This window comes from Caldimonas sp. KR1-144, from assembly GCF_049446155.1.
Lineage (GTDB): Bacteria > Pseudomonadota > Gammaproteobacteria > Burkholderiales > Burkholderiaceae_C > Rivibacter.
In genome coordinates this window covers 113,645-129,760 of sequence record NZ_JBMSEE010000004.1, presented here as the reverse complement: position 1 = coordinate 129,760, position 16,116 = coordinate 113,645, and the positions used below count along the sequence as shown (strand labels likewise).

Annotated in this window: 11 protein-coding genes; 7 read left to right on the top strand and 4 right to left on the bottom strand. The window is 72.8% G+C overall.

The features are described from left to right. Positions 1-2: 2 nt before the first annotated feature. Together ACO2TI_RS11010 and ACO2TI_RS11005 are read right to left on the bottom strand one after the other, a co-directional pair. Positions 3-662, bottom strand: a complete 660-nt coding sequence (locus ACO2TI_RS11010; RefSeq protein WP_423284742.1) for an ABC transporter ATP-binding protein — start codon at positions 660-662, stop codon at positions 3-5. Between the two features lie 154 nt (positions 663-816). Then, positions 817-3,309, bottom strand: coding sequence for a cation-translocating P-type ATPase (locus ACO2TI_RS11005; protein ID WP_423284271.1), 2,493 nt, complete (start codon positions 3,307-3,309; stop codon positions 817-819). A 407-nt stretch (positions 3,310-3,716) separates the two neighbouring features. Between ACO2TI_RS11005 and ACO2TI_RS11000 the strand changes: the two genes are divergently transcribed. Further along, positions 3,717-4,139 carry a universal stress protein gene (locus ACO2TI_RS11000; RefSeq protein WP_423284269.1) on the top strand — a complete coding sequence of 141 codons (423 nt, stop codon included), beginning with the start codon at positions 3,717-3,719 and terminating at the stop codon, positions 4,137-4,139. Positions 4,140-4,168: 29 nt separating this feature from the next. Here ACO2TI_RS11000 and ACO2TI_RS10995 read toward each other — a convergent pair whose 3' ends face one another. Beyond that, positions 4,169-4,804 carry a hypothetical protein gene (locus ACO2TI_RS10995; RefSeq protein ID WP_423284267.1) on the bottom strand — a complete coding sequence of 212 codons (636 nt, stop codon included), beginning with the start codon at positions 4,802-4,804 and terminating at the stop codon, positions 4,169-4,171. 168 nt (positions 4,805-4,972) lie between these two features. Here ACO2TI_RS10995 and ACO2TI_RS10990 point away from each other — a divergent pair, with 168 nt between their 5' ends. The 3 genes from ACO2TI_RS10990 to ACO2TI_RS10980 are packed head-to-tail and all read left to right on the top strand — an operon-like array spanning position 4,973 to position 8,426. Then, positions 4,973-5,623 carry a BON domain-containing protein gene (locus ACO2TI_RS10990; RefSeq protein WP_423284266.1) on the top strand — a complete coding sequence of 217 codons (651 nt, stop codon included), beginning with the start codon at positions 4,973-4,975 and terminating at the stop codon, positions 5,621-5,623. A gap of 35 nt (positions 5,624-5,658) precedes the next feature. Further along, entirely contained in the window at positions 5,659-7,428 is a 1,770-nt protein-coding gene (locus ACO2TI_RS10985; RefSeq protein WP_423284265.1) for a PHA/PHB synthase family protein, read from the top strand. Next, complete coding sequence (locus tag ACO2TI_RS10980) at positions 7,428-8,426, top strand: zinc-dependent alcohol dehydrogenase family protein (protein ID WP_423284264.1); 999 nt, start codon at positions 7,428-7,430, stop codon at positions 8,424-8,426. The genes ACO2TI_RS10985 and ACO2TI_RS10980 overlap by 1 nt, the downstream gene beginning before the upstream one ends. A 151-nt stretch (positions 8,427-8,577) precedes the next feature. Here ACO2TI_RS10980 and ACO2TI_RS10975 read toward each other — a convergent pair whose 3' ends face one another. Further along, the gene (locus tag ACO2TI_RS10975) at positions 8,578-9,939 is read right to left on the bottom strand and encodes an AMP-binding protein (protein WP_423284263.1); all 1,362 of its coding nucleotides are present in this window, start codon (positions 9,937-9,939) and stop codon (positions 8,578-8,580) included. Between the two features lie 83 nt (positions 9,940-10,022). On the opposite strand from ACO2TI_RS10975, the gene ACO2TI_RS10970 reads away from it, so the two are divergent. The 3 genes from ACO2TI_RS10970 (at position 10,023) to mgtA (ending at position 16,106) form a co-directional block, all read left to right on the top strand. Further along, on the top strand, positions 10,023-12,671 hold the full coding sequence (locus ACO2TI_RS10970) for a GNAT family N-acetyltransferase (RefSeq protein WP_423284261.1): 2,649 nt from the start codon (positions 10,023-10,025) through the stop codon (positions 12,669-12,671). 97 nt (positions 12,672-12,768) lie between these two features. Then, positions 12,769-13,521, top strand: a complete 753-nt coding sequence (locus tag ACO2TI_RS10965) for a hypothetical protein (RefSeq protein ID WP_423284259.1) — start codon at positions 12,769-12,771, stop codon at positions 13,519-13,521. Positions 13,522-13,535: 14 nt separating this feature from the next. Further along, a complete protein-coding gene (mgtA, locus tag ACO2TI_RS10960) occupies positions 13,536-16,106 on the top strand; it encodes a magnesium-translocating P-type ATPase (RefSeq protein WP_423284258.1) in 2,571 nt (856 codons plus the stop codon). Positions 16,107-16,116: the final 10 nt, after the last annotated feature.

Here is a 16,116-nt window from a genome sequence, read left to right as displayed (position 1 = left end):
GCTCACCACGAGATGTCGTCCGGTGTCGCCTTGGTGGCGTTGTGCTGGATGTCGACGATGCGGCCGCTGCTGATGCGGATCACCCGATCGGCCAGCGCGGCGATCGCCGCGTTGTGCGTGATCACGACGGTGATGGTGCCGAGCTCCTGGTTCACCCGCTGCACGACCGAAAGCACGAGCTTGCCGGTCGCGTAGTCGAGGGCGCCCGTGGGTTCGTCGCACAGCAGCACGTCGGGGCGCTTGGCCACGGCCCGTGCAATGGCCACGCGCTGCTGCTCGCCGCCGGACAGCTGCGACGGGAAGTGGTCCCGACGGTGCGCCATGTCCACGAGTGCCAGCGCCTCGTCGGCATCCATCGGCGACTCGGCGATCTCCGTGACGAGGGCAACGTTCTCCCAGGCCGTGAGGCTGGGAATCAGGTTGTAGAACTGGAACACGAAGCCGACGTGCTCGCGGCGAAAGCGCGTGAGCTGCGCGGACGAAGCCGCCGTCAGGTCGTGGTCGCGGTAGCTCACCTCGCCCGAGGTCGGCCGGTCCAGCCCGCCGAGGATGTTGAGCAGCGTCGACTTGCCGCTGCCCGAGGCTCCCAGCAGCACGACGAACTCCCGCGGCACGAGATCGAGGTCGACCTCGCGCAGGGCATGGATCTCGGACTCGCCCATCCGGTAGACCTTGCTCACCTTGCGAAGGCGAAACACCGCGCCGGATCCCGCCGTGCCGGCGGGATCGAAGCGCTGTTCGGCAGTGACGCGATGGACTTGCAAGGATCGATCACCTCCGCGATGGCCCGGCTGCTCGTCGTTCGACCGGCGCCGGTCACCCCGCACGCGCAAGCCGTGGCGCGCCAGGCCTTCTCCAGCGGGAAGGCAACCCGGCCAGCAGGCATGCCACGACCCCGCCGCCCAGCGCCAGTGCCCAGTCGTCGGGATCCAGCTCCTTCAGATGCAGCAAGGGCGCCAGCCACGGCGTCTGAACGAGCAGGAACGAGAGCACCAGCGTCGCGGCCACCGTGGTTCTCGCCGCGCGCGTGCGCAGTCCCGTCAGGCCAGCCGTGATGCCGGCGCTTGCGCTGCTGAGCGCGAGCAAGGCGATCGTGCGCGCATGTTCCACGTCGAAGCCCTGCTCCAGCCCGCGCAGGAAGCTCAGCGTCACGACGCCGGTGACCCAGGCGGCAACCAGGGCGATGGCCACCCACTGGGCCTTGCCGAAGAACCGCACCTGCGCGGCCCTGCGCACGGGGGCAAGGCGCGCGCCGTCGGGCAGTTCCTGGAAGACCAGCAGCGCCGTGGGATGAATGATGAGCTCCAGCCAGACCACGTGGACCGGCAGGTACAGCACCGGGGATCCAGCCAGCGGTATCAGTGCCGCCGTCAGCACCAGCGGCAGGTGGATCATCAGCAGGTACTGGAAGCTCAGCTGCAGGTTGGTGAAGAGCTGCCGCCCCTCCGCGATGGCATGGACGATGCTGCGAAAGCTGTCGTCGAGCAGCACGATGGCGGCGACCTCGCGGGCGCTGCGCGTGCCGCGCCCGCCCATCGCGATGCCGACGTCGGCCGCCTGCAGCGCCGGGACGTCGTTCACGCCGTCGCCGGTGACGGCGACGATCTCGCCGCTCTCCTTGAGGGCTCGAACGAGAGCGAGCTTGTTCGCCGGCACGGCGCGGGCGACGACGTCCACCTCGCGCAGCACCGACGCGTCGCCGCGCTCGAGTCGCTCATGCATCTGCGCCCCGTCGATGACGCACGGGTCCGCGTCCCCCAGCCCGATCTCGCGCGCGACGGCGAGCGCGGTGCGCGTGTGATCGCCGGTGACCATGATGACGCGGATGCCCGCGGCCCGGCAGGTCCGCAGGGCTTCGGCGGCGCCGGCGCGCACCGGATCCTCGAAGCACAGCAGGCCGGCGGCGCGAAAGCCGCGGTCGGGCTCGCCGCCGGCCCAGTCCCCGCCGGTGTCGAGTTCGCGCCAGGCGCAGGCGATCACCTTGTGCCCGGTGTCCGCAAAGCCGTCGACCCGCTCCTGCCAGGCGCGCAGCGCCTGCGCACCGAGGCCGCATTGTCCGAGCACGGTCTCCGGCGCGCCCTTGACGGCGGCGATCAGCCGGCCGTCGCGACGAACGATGCCGGTCTCCCGCCGGCGGTCCTCGGTGAACGGGAAGGTCGCGACGGTTTCCCACGGCGGCTGCGGCAGGGCGTCCAGGATGGCCACGTCCATCGGATCGCCGGTCTCGCGCCGCGAAGCCGCCGCGGCGAGCTGCAGGAGGAACTCCGGGTCCACCTCGTCGGCTACGGCGCGATGGCCCAGGCGCAACCTGCCCTCGGTGATGGTGCCGGTCTTGTCGGAGCAGATGCACGTGACGCGCCCGATGTTCTCGACCACCACGGCCCGGCGCACGAGCGCCTGGCGCCTCGCAAGGCGGTACACGCCGACGCCCAGGAAGAACGTCAGCACGACCGGAAACTCCTCGGGCAGCGCCGCCACCGCCAGCGTCAAGGCGCTGATGAGTGCATCGAGCAGCCCGTGCCCCTGCCGCCACCGCACCCAGGCGAGCGTCAGGCACAGCAGCACCGCGCCGACGATCAGCACCACGACCAACTGCCCGACCGCGGCCTGCAGCGGCGTGCGAGCCTGCAGGCCGCGGCTCGCCGATTGGGCGATCTCGCCGTAGAGCGTTTCGCCGCCGGTGTAGACGACGCGCATCTGCGCTTCGCCGGTCAGCAATCGGGTGCCGGCCAGGCCCCACGAGGCGCCGTCGATCCTGAGCTGCGACGCGTCGAGCGGCCAGCGCCCGAGCGCCACCTTGCGAACCGGGAACGATTCGCCCGTCAGCGCCGACTCGTCGGCCTGCATGCGCTGGCCGCCGACCACCAGGCCGTCGGCGGGAAAGGCTTCCCCGGCGGCGACGACGACCAGGTCGCCCGGCACGAGCTGCGTCGCGTCCACGGTGCTTCTGACGCTCTCGCGCACCACCGTCGCGCTGCTGGCCAGGCGGCTGCTCAGGCCTTCGGTCGATGCGCGCGTGCGACGGTGAAGGTAGGCGTCCATGCCGACCAGGGGCAGCACGGCGACGAGCAGGATCACGCACTCGCCGGCCTGACCCACGAGGGCGAACAGCACGCTGGTTCCCAGCAGGAACCACAGCATCGGATCCTTGAGCGTCTGCCTGGCCAGGTCGCCCCATCCCTTCGGCGCGGCCTCCAGGATCAGGTTGCGGCCGTAGGTGGCGGCACGCGCTGCCGCATCGCGCTCGGAAAGCCCCTGCCCGGAGCCGTCGAGCCCCGCGAGCCGGTCGATCGGCACGCTCCTGAGCATCGCGACGGCTCGCTGCGCGGCGCCTTACCTGCCCGGCACGACGGGCCGGTCGGCGACGCGGGCCGCTTGGCGCGCGGCGGTCTCGGCCTTCGAGCTTGGGGCAAAACGCATCGGCATCGGGCAGGCCTCGCTGTTGATGCGGGCTGGGTCGGCCCGCGCAGGGTGATCGCAGTGGATTCTGGTGACGGGGCGCAGCGCCGCGCTTGACTGCCGTCAAGCCGCAGGGCCGTGCGCGCCGGCCCTGCGTCGCGGCCTCGGCGCATCGCGTGGGATGCCGCGGCGCCGCTGTCGCCGTTGACGCCTGTCAAGCGGGCCGGGTTCGCGGTTGACGAGAATGCCGGCGTCGCACCGGTGCCGCGCCCCGACGAGGCCATCCGGCACTTCGACAGCAGCCAGGAGGCAGCGACGTGAAGATCCTGATCGCCGTGGACGGCAGCGCCTGCACCCAGCGCATGCTGGACTTCATCGCCGCTCATGGCGGTTGGCTGGAGCCTGGGCACAGCCTGACGGTGCTGCACTGCGTGGCGGCAATTCCGCATCGCGCGGCGGCCTTCGTCGACGCTCGGCAAGCCGAGGAGTTCTATGCGGACGATGCCGAAACCGTGTTCGAGCCGATCCGGGCCTTCTTCCACCGGCACGGCGTGGCGGCCACCTTCGTCCATCGCGTCGGCCCGCCTGGGCCGACCATCGCGGCGTTCGCCTCGCAGCAAGGCTTCGATCTCCTCGTCATGGGCACGCACGGGCACGGCGCCGTCGCCGGACTGGTCCTGGGATCGGTCGCCACGAAGGTGATGTCGCTTTGCGACACGCCGATGCTGCTGATCCGCTAGGCGCATCGTCGCCGCCGTGCGCCCGCGGCTCAGGGCCGGAGCTCGCGTGGCGCCGTCTCGCCGATCGACTGCAGAGGTCCGAGCGGATTCCTGCGGTCCTCGACGGATTGCAGACGCGGCTGTCCGCCGACGTTGCGAAACAGGACCAGGCCGTCGCGCACCAGCGCCACGCCCTCGAAGCGCCAGCCCTGCGTGTGCGTGACGCGGCGAAAGTTGAAGAAGTCGGCCAGGAAGCCGCCGCTGCGGGCGCGGTCGCTGCGCGAGAACCGAAAGACGTAGGCCTGGCAGGCCCGCTCGGCCGCAAAGCAGTCGCGGATGCCCGTGTCCGACTGGTCCGGCGAGGCACTCGGGTGCACCAGCATCGCAACCCATTGCGGATACGGCACCTGCTCCACGTTCGCGCTGGACTGCGGATCAAAGCCGAGGCGCCGCAGGTCGTCGAGTGTCGAGCGGTACGGGGTCACCTGTTCGAAGGCGGTGCGAGCCTCCTCGAAGCTGGCGAACCGCGACACGTCGACATTGCTGCCGCGCGGCAGCAGCGACGAGCAGCCACCCGCCACCAGCCAGACCGCCAGGCCGGCGCCCAGTCGCGGCGTGCGCCGTCGCGCCGGCCGCCCGCCGGGGGGTACCGGCCGATCGGGGTGCTCGTCGAACGCGTGTCTCACGTGCACATGGTCCGGGATTCGCGGCGCGACCCGCTTGACGGCCGTCAACGGCGCCACGACCGCGCCGCGGCGCACGCTTCGGCGACCGCTTCTGATCCAGCGCAAGGGTGCCGGGGCCGATCGGCCTAGATTCGCGACAGACCAAGGTGCTGCCGAAGGAGCGTGACCATGAAGACCGATGCCGACCTCAAGCGCGATGTCGTTGAAGAACTTTCCTGGGATCCTGCCGTCAACGCGACGGCGATCGGCGTGGCGGTCAAGGAGGGCGTCGTCACGCTCGCCGGGCACCTGGACACGCTGGCCGACAAGTACGCGATCGAGCGCGCGCTGCATCGCGTCGCGGGCGTGAAGGCCATCGCGCTCGAGCTGGACGTGAGGCTTTCGCCCGAGCACCGGCGCAGCGACACCGAGATCGCCGCCGCGGCCGAGCAGGCGTTGCGCTGGAACAGCATGGTGCCCGCCGAACGCGTGCGCGTGACGGTCGAGCGCGGCGCGATCACCCTCGGCGGCGAGGTCGACTGGGACTACCAGCGCCAGGCCGCGTTCAAGGCGGTTCGCCACCTGATCGGCGTGACCGCGGTGCGCAACGACATCCTGATCCGCTCCGGCAAGACCCGCTCCGACGTCGCCGCGCGCATCAAGGACGCGCTGGCGCGCCAGGCCGCGCGCGAAGCGGCGCGCGTCGAGGTCGACATCGCCGAAGGCACCGTGACGCTGCGCGGCACGGTGCACTCGCTGGCCGAGCGCAAGGCGGTCGTCGGCGCGGCGTTCGCGGCCCCGGGCGTGCGGGCGGTGGTCAACGATCTGACGGTGGGCTGAGTGAGGCCTGTTGGCAGGGCGCAGGGACTCGCGTGATGCGGCAGGCGGGCGCCGGCACGCGCGAGCGGGAGGACAGCCCCTGGCTTGGTCGCCGGGTGGCACCGACGCCCTCGTTCGAGGCCTGGCTGTCGCTGGAACGCGCCGCCCAGGCCTGGTGGCCTGCGCCCTCGGTGGCGATCGCGCCGGCCACGGCCTTCGGCGCCTTCGCCGATTGGGCGCTGCATCTGGCCATGTCGCCGGCCAAGCGGGCCGAGCTGATCGAACTCGCGGCCCGGCTCGGCTGGCGCTGGTGGCTGCAGCTCGCATGCGAGTCGCAGCAGCCCTGGTGCGTCGAGCCCTTGCCGCAGGACAAGCGCTTTGACGATCCGGCGTGGCGCCAGGTGCCCTTCGCGTGGTGGGCACAGGGCCTGCTGATGCGCCAGGCCTGGTGGCAATGCGCCACCAGCGCGGTGCCAGGGGTCGAACGGCACCACGAAGAGATGGTCGGATTCGCCGCCCGGCAATGGCTGGACATGGTCTCGCCGTCGAACTGGCTGCCGACCAATCCCGTGGCGATCAAGCGCACGCTGGCCGAAGGCGGTGCCAACCTGGTGCGCGGGACCATGCATGCGATCGACGACGTATGGCGCGAAGCGCAGGATCTCCCGCCGGCCGGCGCCGAGCGGTATCGCGTCGGCGTCGAGGTGGCGGCCACGCCGGGTCGCGTGGTGCTGCGCAACCGGCTGATGGAGCTGATCCAGTACGCGCCGTCCACGCCCACGGCGCATCCCGAGCCGGTGCTCATCGTGCCGGCGTGGATCATGAAGTACTACGTGCTCGACCTGGAGCCCGACGATTCGCTCGTGCGCCGGCTGGTGGCCCAGGGCTTCACGGTGTTCATGATCTCCTGGAAGAACCCGCAGGCCGAGGACCGCGACCTCGGCCTGGACGACTATCACCGGCTGGGCCTGCGGGCGGCGCTCGAGGCGATCGACCGCGCCGCGCCGGGGCGCGGCGCGCACGTCGTGGGCTACTGCCTCGGCGGCACGCTCGCGGCCGCCGGCACCGCGGTGCTGGCACGACAGCGCCCCGACGCGCTCGCCACGCTGACCCTGCTGGCCGCGCAGACCGATTTCAGCGATCCCGGCGAGCTCTCGCTGTTCACCGACGAGAGCCAGGTCGCCTGGCTCGAGAGCCAGATGGCGCGCCGCGGCTTCCTCGACAAGCGCCAGCTCAAGGCCACGTTCCAGATGATCCGCTCGCGCGACCTGGTGTGGTCGTATCGCCTGGCGACCTACCTGCTCGGCGAGCGCGCGCCGGTGAGCGCGCTGATGGCCTGGAACGCCGACGGCACGCGCCTGCCCGAACGCATGCACGCCGAGTACCTGCGCGCGATGTACCTCGACAACGCGCTGGCACGCGGCGAATGGCGGCTCGACGGCGCGCGCGTCGACCTGCGCGCGCTGCGCATGCCGCTGTTCAGCGTGGGCACCGTGCAGGACCACGTGGCGCCCTGGCGCTCGGTGTACCGGCTGCACCAGCTCACCGACACCGAGCAGACCTTCGTGCTGACCTCGGGCGGCCACAACGTCGGCATCGTGAACCCGCCCGGCCAGGCTCGCAGCAGCTACCGCATGCGCACCCGCGCGCGCGACGGGCTCGACATCGCGCCCGACGAGTGGCTGGCCACCACCGAGCTGCGCGACGGCTCCTGGTGGACACCCTGGTTCGACTGGCTCGCCGCGCACTCCTCGCCGCGACGCAAGCCGGTGCCGATGCTGCCTTCTCTCGGCGCGGCGCCGGGCCGCTACGTGCTGGAGAAGTGATGCCGCCGGACTACGCGGCCTGGGCCCGCGTCGAAGGCAGCACTCGGCTCGCGCCGCTGCGCCTGCCGATGGCGCCGCTGGCCGAAGGGCAGCTTCGTCTGAAGGTGCTGGCCTGCGGCGTGTGCCGCACCGACTTGCACCTGCTCGACGGCGACCTGCCGCCGCGCGGCCTGCCGCGCGTGCCGGGCCACGAGATCGTCGGCCGCGTCGTCGAGCGCGCGCCCGGCGCGCAGCGCCACGCGCTCGGCACGCGCGTGGGCGTGCCGTGGCTGGGCGGCACCTGCGGCCATTGCCTGCAGTGCCGCGGCGCGCGCGAGAACCTGTGCGAGAACGCGAGCTTCACCGGCTGGTCGGTCGACGGCGGCTATGCCGAGTACGCCGTCGCGCACGAGGACTTCTGCTTCGAGCTGCCGCCGGGCTACGGCGACGAGGAGGCGGCGCCGCTGCTGTGCGCCGGGCTGATCGGCTATCGCGCGTGGCGCATGCTGCCGCCGCATGCGAAGGCAGTCGGCCTGTACGGCTTCGGCGCGGCCGCGCACCTGATCGCCCAGGTCGCGCTGGCCGAGGGCCGGCGCGTGTTCGCCTTCACGCGCCCCGGCGACGCGGCCGCGCAGGCACTGGCGCGGCGCCTCGGCGCGCACTGGGCGGGCGACAGCACGCAGGCCGCGCCGAGCGCGCTGGACGGCGCGATCCTGTTCGCGCCCGACGGCCGCCTGGTCCCGCAGGCACTCGGCCAGCTGGCGCCGGCCGGCGGTGTGGTCTGCGCCGGCATCCACATGAGCGACATCCCCGGCTTCGCCTACCGCACGCTCTGGCAGGAACGCAGCATCAGATCGGTGGCCAACCTGACGCGCCAGGACGCGATCGACTTTCTTGCGCTGGCGGCGCGCCACAAGCTCACGCTGGCGACCACGAGCTACCCGCTGGCCGAGGCCAACCGCGCGCTGGACGATCTGCGCGGTGGTGCCGTGACGGGCGCGGCGGTGCTTCGGGTCTGACTCTTCCTGCTGTATTTCTCCCTCTCCCTCGGGGAGAGGGTTGGGGTGAGGGGCTCGTGCGAGCGCAGCGCTTCGGCCCTCACCCCCCCACCCTCTCCCGCACGCGGGAGAGGGAGCAAATGCCTCTTTCGCTTGCGGAAGCCACGGCGCTCTACGCATGCGCGACGACGCGCGGCAGCTTGCCGCTGCGCCCGCGCACCGTCGCCGCGCCGCACCGCACCTCCAGCCGCACCGAGCCGGCGCCCTGGGCGCCCAGGTAGGCCCGCAGCGCGTCGCCCGCCCGGCGCGCCGCCGCGTCGTCGGCGGCGCCGGCCAGCGTGAGCCGCAGCGAGCGCGGTCCGCGCTGCACGAGCTGGAAGTCGAACCAGCCGCCCTCGTCCTCGATCACCGTGGTCAGGGCCAACGGGGGCAGGCACACGCCGCGCCCGCCGTCACCGCGAACCTGCAGTGCATCGTCGACGCGGCCTTCGACCTCGATGACCGGCAGCGCGCTGCCGCAGTCACAGGGCTCGTCGTGCAGGCACACGCGGTCGCCGAGGTCGTAGCGGATCAAAGGCTGCACGTGGTTGGCCAGGTTGGTGAGCAGCGTGGTGTGGCCCGCGCTGCCGGGCGGCACCGCAAGCCCGCGCTCGTCGACCGGCTCCAGGACGACCCAGTCGCTGTTGAGATGCAAACGCCGATGGCCGCACTCGCTGGCCAGCGCCATGAACTCCGAGGCGCCGTAGCTGGCCAGCACCGCGCAGCCGAACTGGCCGGCCACGAAGGCGCGCATGCCCTCCCCCAGCGCTTCGCCGCCGGTCCAGACTTCGCGCAGCGACAGCGCGAGCCGCCCGGCCGCCGCTTCCTCGGCCAGCATCACGGCCGCGCTGGGATAGGTCGCGACGATGGTCGGCTGCCAGGCCTGCAGCGCGGCGCGCAACCGCGGCAGGGGCTCGAGGAAAGAGAAGGCGCGCAGCCCGGCGACCATGCCCGGCAGCAGACGGCGCAGCCGCTCGACCGACACGATGCTCGCGAAGTGGCCGCCCGTCGCGCCCACGAAGGCGATGCGCTCGGTGGCCAGCGCCGGGTCGAGCCAGCGCCGCGGCGACGGCAGGCGGCGCACGGACTCGAGCGCGTCGTAGACGCCCATCGCGGCTTCGTCCTGCACGAACAGCCCGGCGACGCCGCTGCTGCCCGAGCTTTGCCAGACGGTGTAGCGGCCGGCGAACGCAGCGCCGATGTTGGCCGGCTCGCGCATGAAGTCCTCGACCGCCGAGCGCGTGACGCGCCGGTCGCAGACCGAGTCGTCGAAGCGCGCCATCAGCTCGGCCTTGCCGAGCGGCGGCTGCGCCTCGAACGCCGGACCGTAGCGCGCGAAGCGTTCGCGCCAGAACGCGCTGCCGCGGGCGGCGGCCATCAGGGCCGCCAGCCGCCGCGCACGCCGCGCGGCCAGCGCGCCGTGCGGCGCGTGCGCCGCAAGCGCGATGTCGAGCGAGAGCATGCCGGACTGCCAGAGCTGCGGCCACGTGAGCATGGGTCATCATCGTTGCCCGCGGCGCCGGCCGCTTGACGGGGCTCAAGCAAGCGCGCCGCCGCGCTGCCTAGACTGCGCCGGCCATGAGCATCCGCCATCTTGACCGCCTGCTCGATCCGCACTCGGTCGCGGTGATCGGCGCCAGCGACCGCGAAGCCAGCGTCGGCGCAACGGTCTGGCGCCACCTCCACGGCGGGCGCTTCAAGGGCCCGGTGTGGCCCGTCAATCGCCGCGCAGGCATGCTCGACGGGGGGCCCGTGTACGCCAGCGTGGCCGAACTGCCGCAGGCCCCGGACCTGGCCGTGATCTGCACGCCGGCGCCGGGCGTCGCCGGGCTGGTGGCCGAGCTGGCCGCGCGCGGCACCCGTGCCGCGGTGGTCATGACGGCCGGGCTCGACGCCCACGACAAGCAGGCCATGCTCGATGCCGCACGGCCCTCGCTGCTGCGCGTGCTCGGCCCCAACTGCCTCGGGCTGATCACGCCTCACCTGGGCCTCAACGCGAGCTTCGCGCACGCCGACGCGCTGCCGGGCGACCTGGCCTTCGTGTCGCAGTCGGGCGCCCTCGTGACCGCGATGCTGGACTGGGCCAATGCGCGCGGCATCGGCTTTTCGCGGCTGGTGTCGCTGGGCGAGCATGCCGACGTGGACTTCGGCGACCTGCTCGACTGGCTCGGCAGCGACCCGTACACGCGCGCCATCTTGCTGTACATCGAATCGATCGACCAGGCGCGCAAGTTCATGTCGGCCGCGCGCGCCGCCGCGCGCCACAAGCCGGTGATCGTCGTCAAGGCCGGGCGCGCCGGCAACGGCGTGCAGGCGGCCGCCTCGCACACCGGCGCGATGGCCGGCTCCGACATCGTGTTCGATGCCGCGATCCGCCGCGCGGGCATGCTGCGCGTCGACACCCTGGGCGAGCTGTTCACCGCCGCCGAGACGCTGGCGCGCTTTCGCGCCAACCGCAGCGAGTCGCTGGTGGTCGTCACCAACGGCGGCGGCGCGGGCGTGCTGGCGGCCGACGCCGCCGCGCGCGAGGAGGTGCCACTGGCGCCGCTGCCGCCGGCGCTGGCGGCCGAGCTCGATCGCGTGCTGCCGGCGAACTGGTCGCACGGCAATCCGGTGGACATCATCGGCGACGCGCCCTGCCCGCGCTACGTGGCCGCGCTGGAGGCCCTGCTCGCGCACGCGCCCGGCAGCGCCATCTTGTTCGCGCATGCGCCGACCGCGATCGTGCCGAGCCAGGCCATCGCCGAAGCGCTGCTGCCGGTGGTGTCGTCCCATGCCGAGCGCGTGATGGCCTGCTGGCTCGGCGGCCAGGCGGTCGCGCAGGCGCGCGAGCGCTTCGAGCGCGCCGGCATCGCCGACTACGCCACGCCCGAGGAGGCCGTGCATGCCTTCGCGATGCTGCTCGCCTACCGGCACCACCAGCGCCTGCTGATCGAAGCGCCCGCGGCCTCGCACGGACGCGCGCCCGACCGCGCGATGGCACGCGCGCTCGTGGCGCAGGCCATCGAGCGCGGCGGCGGCTGGCTCGACGCCGACGCTGCGCGGGCCGTGCTGCAGGCCTACGGCATCCCCGTCGTCGCGACGCGCGCCGTCGGCACCGAACTCGACGCACTGGTGCGCGAAGCGCAGGCCTTGGGATGGCCGGTGGCGCTCAAGATCCGTTCGCCGGACATCACGCACAAGTCCGACGTCGGCGGGGTCGCGCTCGACATCGCCGACGCCGCGCAGCTGCGCGCGGCGGCCGAGGCAATGCTGGCGCGCGTGCGCACGACGCGGCCCGACGCGCGCGTCGACGGCTTCAGCCTGCAGTCGATGGCGCGCCGCCCGCAGGCGCAGGAACTGATCGTCGGCGCCAGCATCGACGCGGCGTTCGGCCCCGTGCTGCTGTTCGGCGCCGGCGGCACCGCGGTGGAAGTCCTGGCCGACCGCGCGATCGCGCTGCCGCCGCTGAACGCGCCGCTGGCGCGCGATCTCATCGGCCGCACGCGCATTGCGCGCCGGCTGGCGGGCTATCGCGACCACCCGGCGGCGAACCTGGAAGCCGTGGCCGACGTGCTGATCGCGGTCTCGCAGCTGATGGCGGATTTGCCGGAACTGGCCGAACTCGACATCAACCCGCTGCTGGCCGATGACGCCGGCGTGCTTGCGCTCGACGCGCGGCTGCGCGTCGACGCGGCAGCGCCGGGCGGCGCCGCGCATTTCGCGATCCAGCCCTACCCCGACCAGCTCGAGGAACGCCTCGCCTGGCGCGACATCGACCTGCTGCTGCGCCCCGTGCGGCCCGACGATGCGCGCCGCCATGCCGACTTCCTGGCGCAGCTGACGCCGGAAGACCTGCGCCTGCGCTTCTTCCAGGCGCGCCAGCAGTTCAGCGAGGGCGAGATCGCGCGGCTGACGCAGATCGACTACGCACGCGAGATGGCGTTCGTGGCGGTGCACGCCGACGAATCGCAGACGCTCGGCGTGGCCCGGGCGGTCGCCGATCCGGACAACGAGGAAGCCGAGTTCGCCATCGTCGTGCGCTCGGACCTGCAGGGGCTGGGCCTCGGTCGGCTGCTGCTCGACAAGCTCGTGCGCTACAGCCGCGAGCACGGCACCGCCCGCCTGGTCGGCTGGGTGCTGCGCGAGAACCGCGCAATGCTGGCGCTGGCGCAGTCGCTGGGCTTCGTGGTCGACGAGGCCGGCTCCGACCCGGACGCACTTCGCGTGGTCAAGGAACCCATCTGATCGCCCGCGGCGCCATCGCCGCGGTTGATCGCTGTCAAGGCCGACCGGGCGGCTTTGCGTAGGCTGACCACCGTGCGGCGCGAGTGCCGCGAGCAGCATGTCGTCCACCGTCCCTCATCGATCCCTCTGGTCCGCAGACCGGCTCTCGGCGCGAGATCTCGCCTGCCTGCTTCGGACCGCCCAGCAACTGCGCGCCGAGCGGCTCGACGGCAGCGCGCATGCGGCGCTGGCGGGCCGGCACATCGCCCTGATCGGCGCACCCGCCGGGGCCGATACGCAGGCATTCGTGCAAGCGGCGGCCGAGCTCGGCGTTCGCGTCGCGCAGATCGATGCCGAGTCCTTGCGCAACGCGCCGTCGCAGCGCGTGCCCGAGTTGGCGCGCATGCTCGGGCGCCTCTACCAGGGCGTCGACTGCCGCGGCCTGCCCGCCGAGCGCATCGAGCAGATCGAAGCCCATGCCGGCGTGCCGGTGCTCAACGGCGTGGCCGACCCGGCGCATCCGCTGCGGCTCGTCGGCGACCTGCTGACCATGCAGGCCTGGTCGGGCCGGCCGCTGGCCGACCTGGGCCTCGAACTGCCCGACCTCGCCGCGCCCGAGAGCCGCACGATGATCGAGCTGGCCCGGCTGTCGGGACTGCATGTCCTTCGGCCCCAGTGCGCCGTCGCCGTGGCCGACCCGTCCGCCGATGAACGCGTCGCGCCCGAGTTCAGGTTCGCCGCGGGCCGCGGCGTGGCCGAACGCCTGTGCACCGGCGACGACAAGCCCGAATCGCGGCGCGCGCTGGGTCTGCTGAACCAGGCGCACGAACGGCTGACCCTCCAGGCGCTGCTGGTCGCGGCGCTGGCCTGACCGGCGCGGCCGAGATGGCGGGCCACGGCAGCGCCACCGGCCGCCTCGAGGTTGGGCCGCAGCCCTGGAGCCTGCCCCCGCAAGCGCTGGCCGAGGCGCTGCGCAGCTCGGTCTCGGTCGGCTTGTCTCGCTCCGAGGCGAGGCGGCGGTTGCGCGCGCACGGACCGAACGCACTGCGCACCGTGGCCGAGCCGTCGCGCTGGCGCCTGCTGGCGCGCCAGTTCGGTAGCCCGCTGGTGCTGATCCTGCTGATCGGCGCCGCGATCTCGGCCGTGCTCGGCGAGTGGGCCGAGGCCGCGATCATCGTCGTCATCGTCGGCTCGACCGCCGGCCTGGGCTTCTGGCAGGAGGCGCGCGCCTCGACCGCGCTCGGCCGGCTGCGCCGCCGACTCGCCTTGCATGCCCGCGTGCGCCGCGACGCGCGCGAGCTGAGTGTCCCGGCGACGCAGCTGGTGCCGGGCGACTTGCTGCTGCTGTCCGCAGGCAACCTGGTGCCGGCCGACGCGGTGGTGATCGAGGCGCGCGACTTCCTGGTCGTCCAGGCCAGCCTGACGGGCGAGTCGCTGCCGGTCGAGAAGCGCCCCGGCCCCTGCCCCGCCGACGCGCCACTGGCCGCGCGGGGCAACGCCATCCATCTCGGCACCTCGGTTCGCAGCGGCACCGCGCTGGCGCTGGTGACGGCCACCGGCGCCGACACCGCGCTCAGCACCATCGCCGCGCGCCTGGGGGCGCCGCGCGATGCCGGCGGATTCGAGCGCGGCGTGCGCGATTTCGGCGCGCTGCTGCTGCGCGTGATGCTGGTGATGGTGGTGTTCGTGCTGGTCGTCAACCAGTGGTTCGACCGACCTGCGGTCGAGTCGCTGCTGTTCGCCGTGGCGCTCGCGGTGGGTCTGTCGCCCGAGCTGCTGCCGGCGATCGTGACGGTCACGCTGGCGCGCGGCGCGCGCGACATGGCCGCGCAGGGCGTGCTGGTGCGCCGGCTCGAAGCGATCGAGAACCTCGGCAGCATGGACGTGCTGTGCACCGACAAGACCGGCACGCTGACGCAAGGCGAGATGACGCTGGTCAGCGCCGTCGACGGCGACGGGCGCGATTGCCGGCGCGTGCGCGAGCTCGCCTATCTCAACGCGGCGCTGGAGACCGGCATCGCCAACCCGCTCGACGCGGCCATCGTCGCCGCAGGCCGCGCCGAGAAGCTGCCGCTGTCGGGCTGGCGCAAGGTCGACGAGATCCCCTACGACTTCCAGCGGCGCCGCCTGACCATCGTGGCGGCGTCGGCGCAAGGGCCGCTGATGGTGACCAAGGGCGCGTTCGACCAGGTCCTGTCCATCTGCGACCGCGACGCCGACGATCGGCCGCTCGATGCACGGCGGCGCGAGGCGCTGGGCGAGCGCATGCGCGCGGCGGCGGCCTCGGGGCTGCGGGTGCTGGCCGTGGCCTCGCGCGAGGTCGAGGCGCGCGCCGCGTTCGATGCCGGGGACGAGACGGGACTGCGCTTCGAGGGCCTCGTGTGCTTCGCCGACCCGCCGCGCCACGACGCCGGCAAGACCCTCGAAGCGCTCGCGCGCCTGGGCATCCAGGTCAAGCTGATCACCGGCGACAACCGTCACGTCGCGGAGCACCTCGCGCGCGCCGTCGGCCTGGACGCGCGGGCCGTGGTCACCGGCGACGCGATGGCGCGCATGAGCGACGAGGCGTTGTCGCGGCAGGCGCGCGACAGCGCGCTGTTCGCCGAGATCGACCCGCAGCAGAAGGAGCGCATCGTGCGCGCGCTGCAGCGCGGCGGACACGCGGTGGGCTACCTCGGCGACGGCATCAACGACGCGCCGGCACTGCACGCGGCGGATGTGGGCATCTCGGTCGAAGGCGCGGTCGACGTGGCGCGCGAGACGGCCGACGTCGTGCTGCTGCGCCCCGACCTCGGCGCGATCGTGCGCGGCGTCACCGACGGCCGACGCTCGTTCGCCAACACGCTGAAGTACATCCGCATCACCACCAGCGCGAACTTCGGCAACATGATCAGCATGGCCGCAGGCACGCTGCTGCTGCCCTTTCTTCCGATGGCGGCAAAGCAGATCCTGCTCAACAACCTGATGTCTGACTTGCCGTCGATCGTCATCGGCGGCGACCGCGTCGATGCGGCCGAACTCGCAAGCCCATGCCGCTGGGACATCCCGGAACTGCACCGCTTCATGGTGGTGTTCGGCCTACTCAGCAGCCTGTTCGACCTGCTTGCCTTCGCCTTGCTGCTGCGCGTCTTCGACGCCGCGCAGGCGACGTTCCAGACCGGCTGGTTCGTCTTCTCGCTGCTCAGCGAGATCGCGATCCTGATGGCGCTGCGAACCCGCGGCGCCGCCTGGCGCAGCCCGCCCGCGCCGTGGTTGATCGGCCTGGGCGCGGTGACCGCGTTGGCAGCGCTGAGCCTGCCGTTGTGGCCGCAGCTGGCGCAGCCGATGGGCTTCACGCCGTTGAGCGCGTCGCTGCTGGGCGCGCTGCTCGCGCTGATCCTCGCCTATGTCGGCTGCACCGAGCTGGCCAAGCGGTACGTGGCGATGCGCCCGGCACGACGCCGCTCGAAGCGCTGACAGGCCCGCC

Coding starts and splice junctions, on each gene's coding strand:
- ACO2TI_RS11010 (WP_423284742.1), bottom strand. CDS start 662: ATGGGCGAGTCCGAGATCCATGCCCTGCGCGAGGTCGACCTCGATCTC.
- ACO2TI_RS11005 (WP_423284271.1), bottom strand. CDS start 3,309: ATGCTCAGGAGCGTGCCGATCGACCGGCTCGCGGGGCTCGACGGCTCC.
- ACO2TI_RS10990 (WP_423284266.1), top strand. CDS start 4,973: ATGAAGACCGATGCCGACCTCAAGCGCGATGTCGTTGAAGAACTTTCC.
- ACO2TI_RS10985 (WP_423284265.1), top strand. CDS start 5,659: ATGCGGCAGGCGGGCGCCGGCACGCGCGAGCGGGAGGACAGCCCCTGG.
- ACO2TI_RS10980 (WP_423284264.1), top strand. CDS start 7,428: ATGCCGCCGGACTACGCGGCCTGGGCCCGCGTCGAAGGCAGCACTCGG.
- ACO2TI_RS10975 (WP_423284263.1), bottom strand. CDS start 9,939: ATGCTCACGTGGCCGCAGCTCTGGCAGTCCGGCATGCTCTCGCTCGAC.
- ACO2TI_RS10970 (WP_423284261.1), top strand. CDS start 10,023: ATGAGCATCCGCCATCTTGACCGCCTGCTCGATCCGCACTCGGTCGCG.
- ACO2TI_RS10965 (WP_423284259.1), top strand. CDS start 12,769: ATGTCGTCCACCGTCCCTCATCGATCCCTCTGGTCCGCAGACCGGCTC.
- mgtA (WP_423284258.1), top strand. CDS start 13,536: ATGGCGGGCCACGGCAGCGCCACCGGCCGCCTCGAGGTTGGGCCGCAG.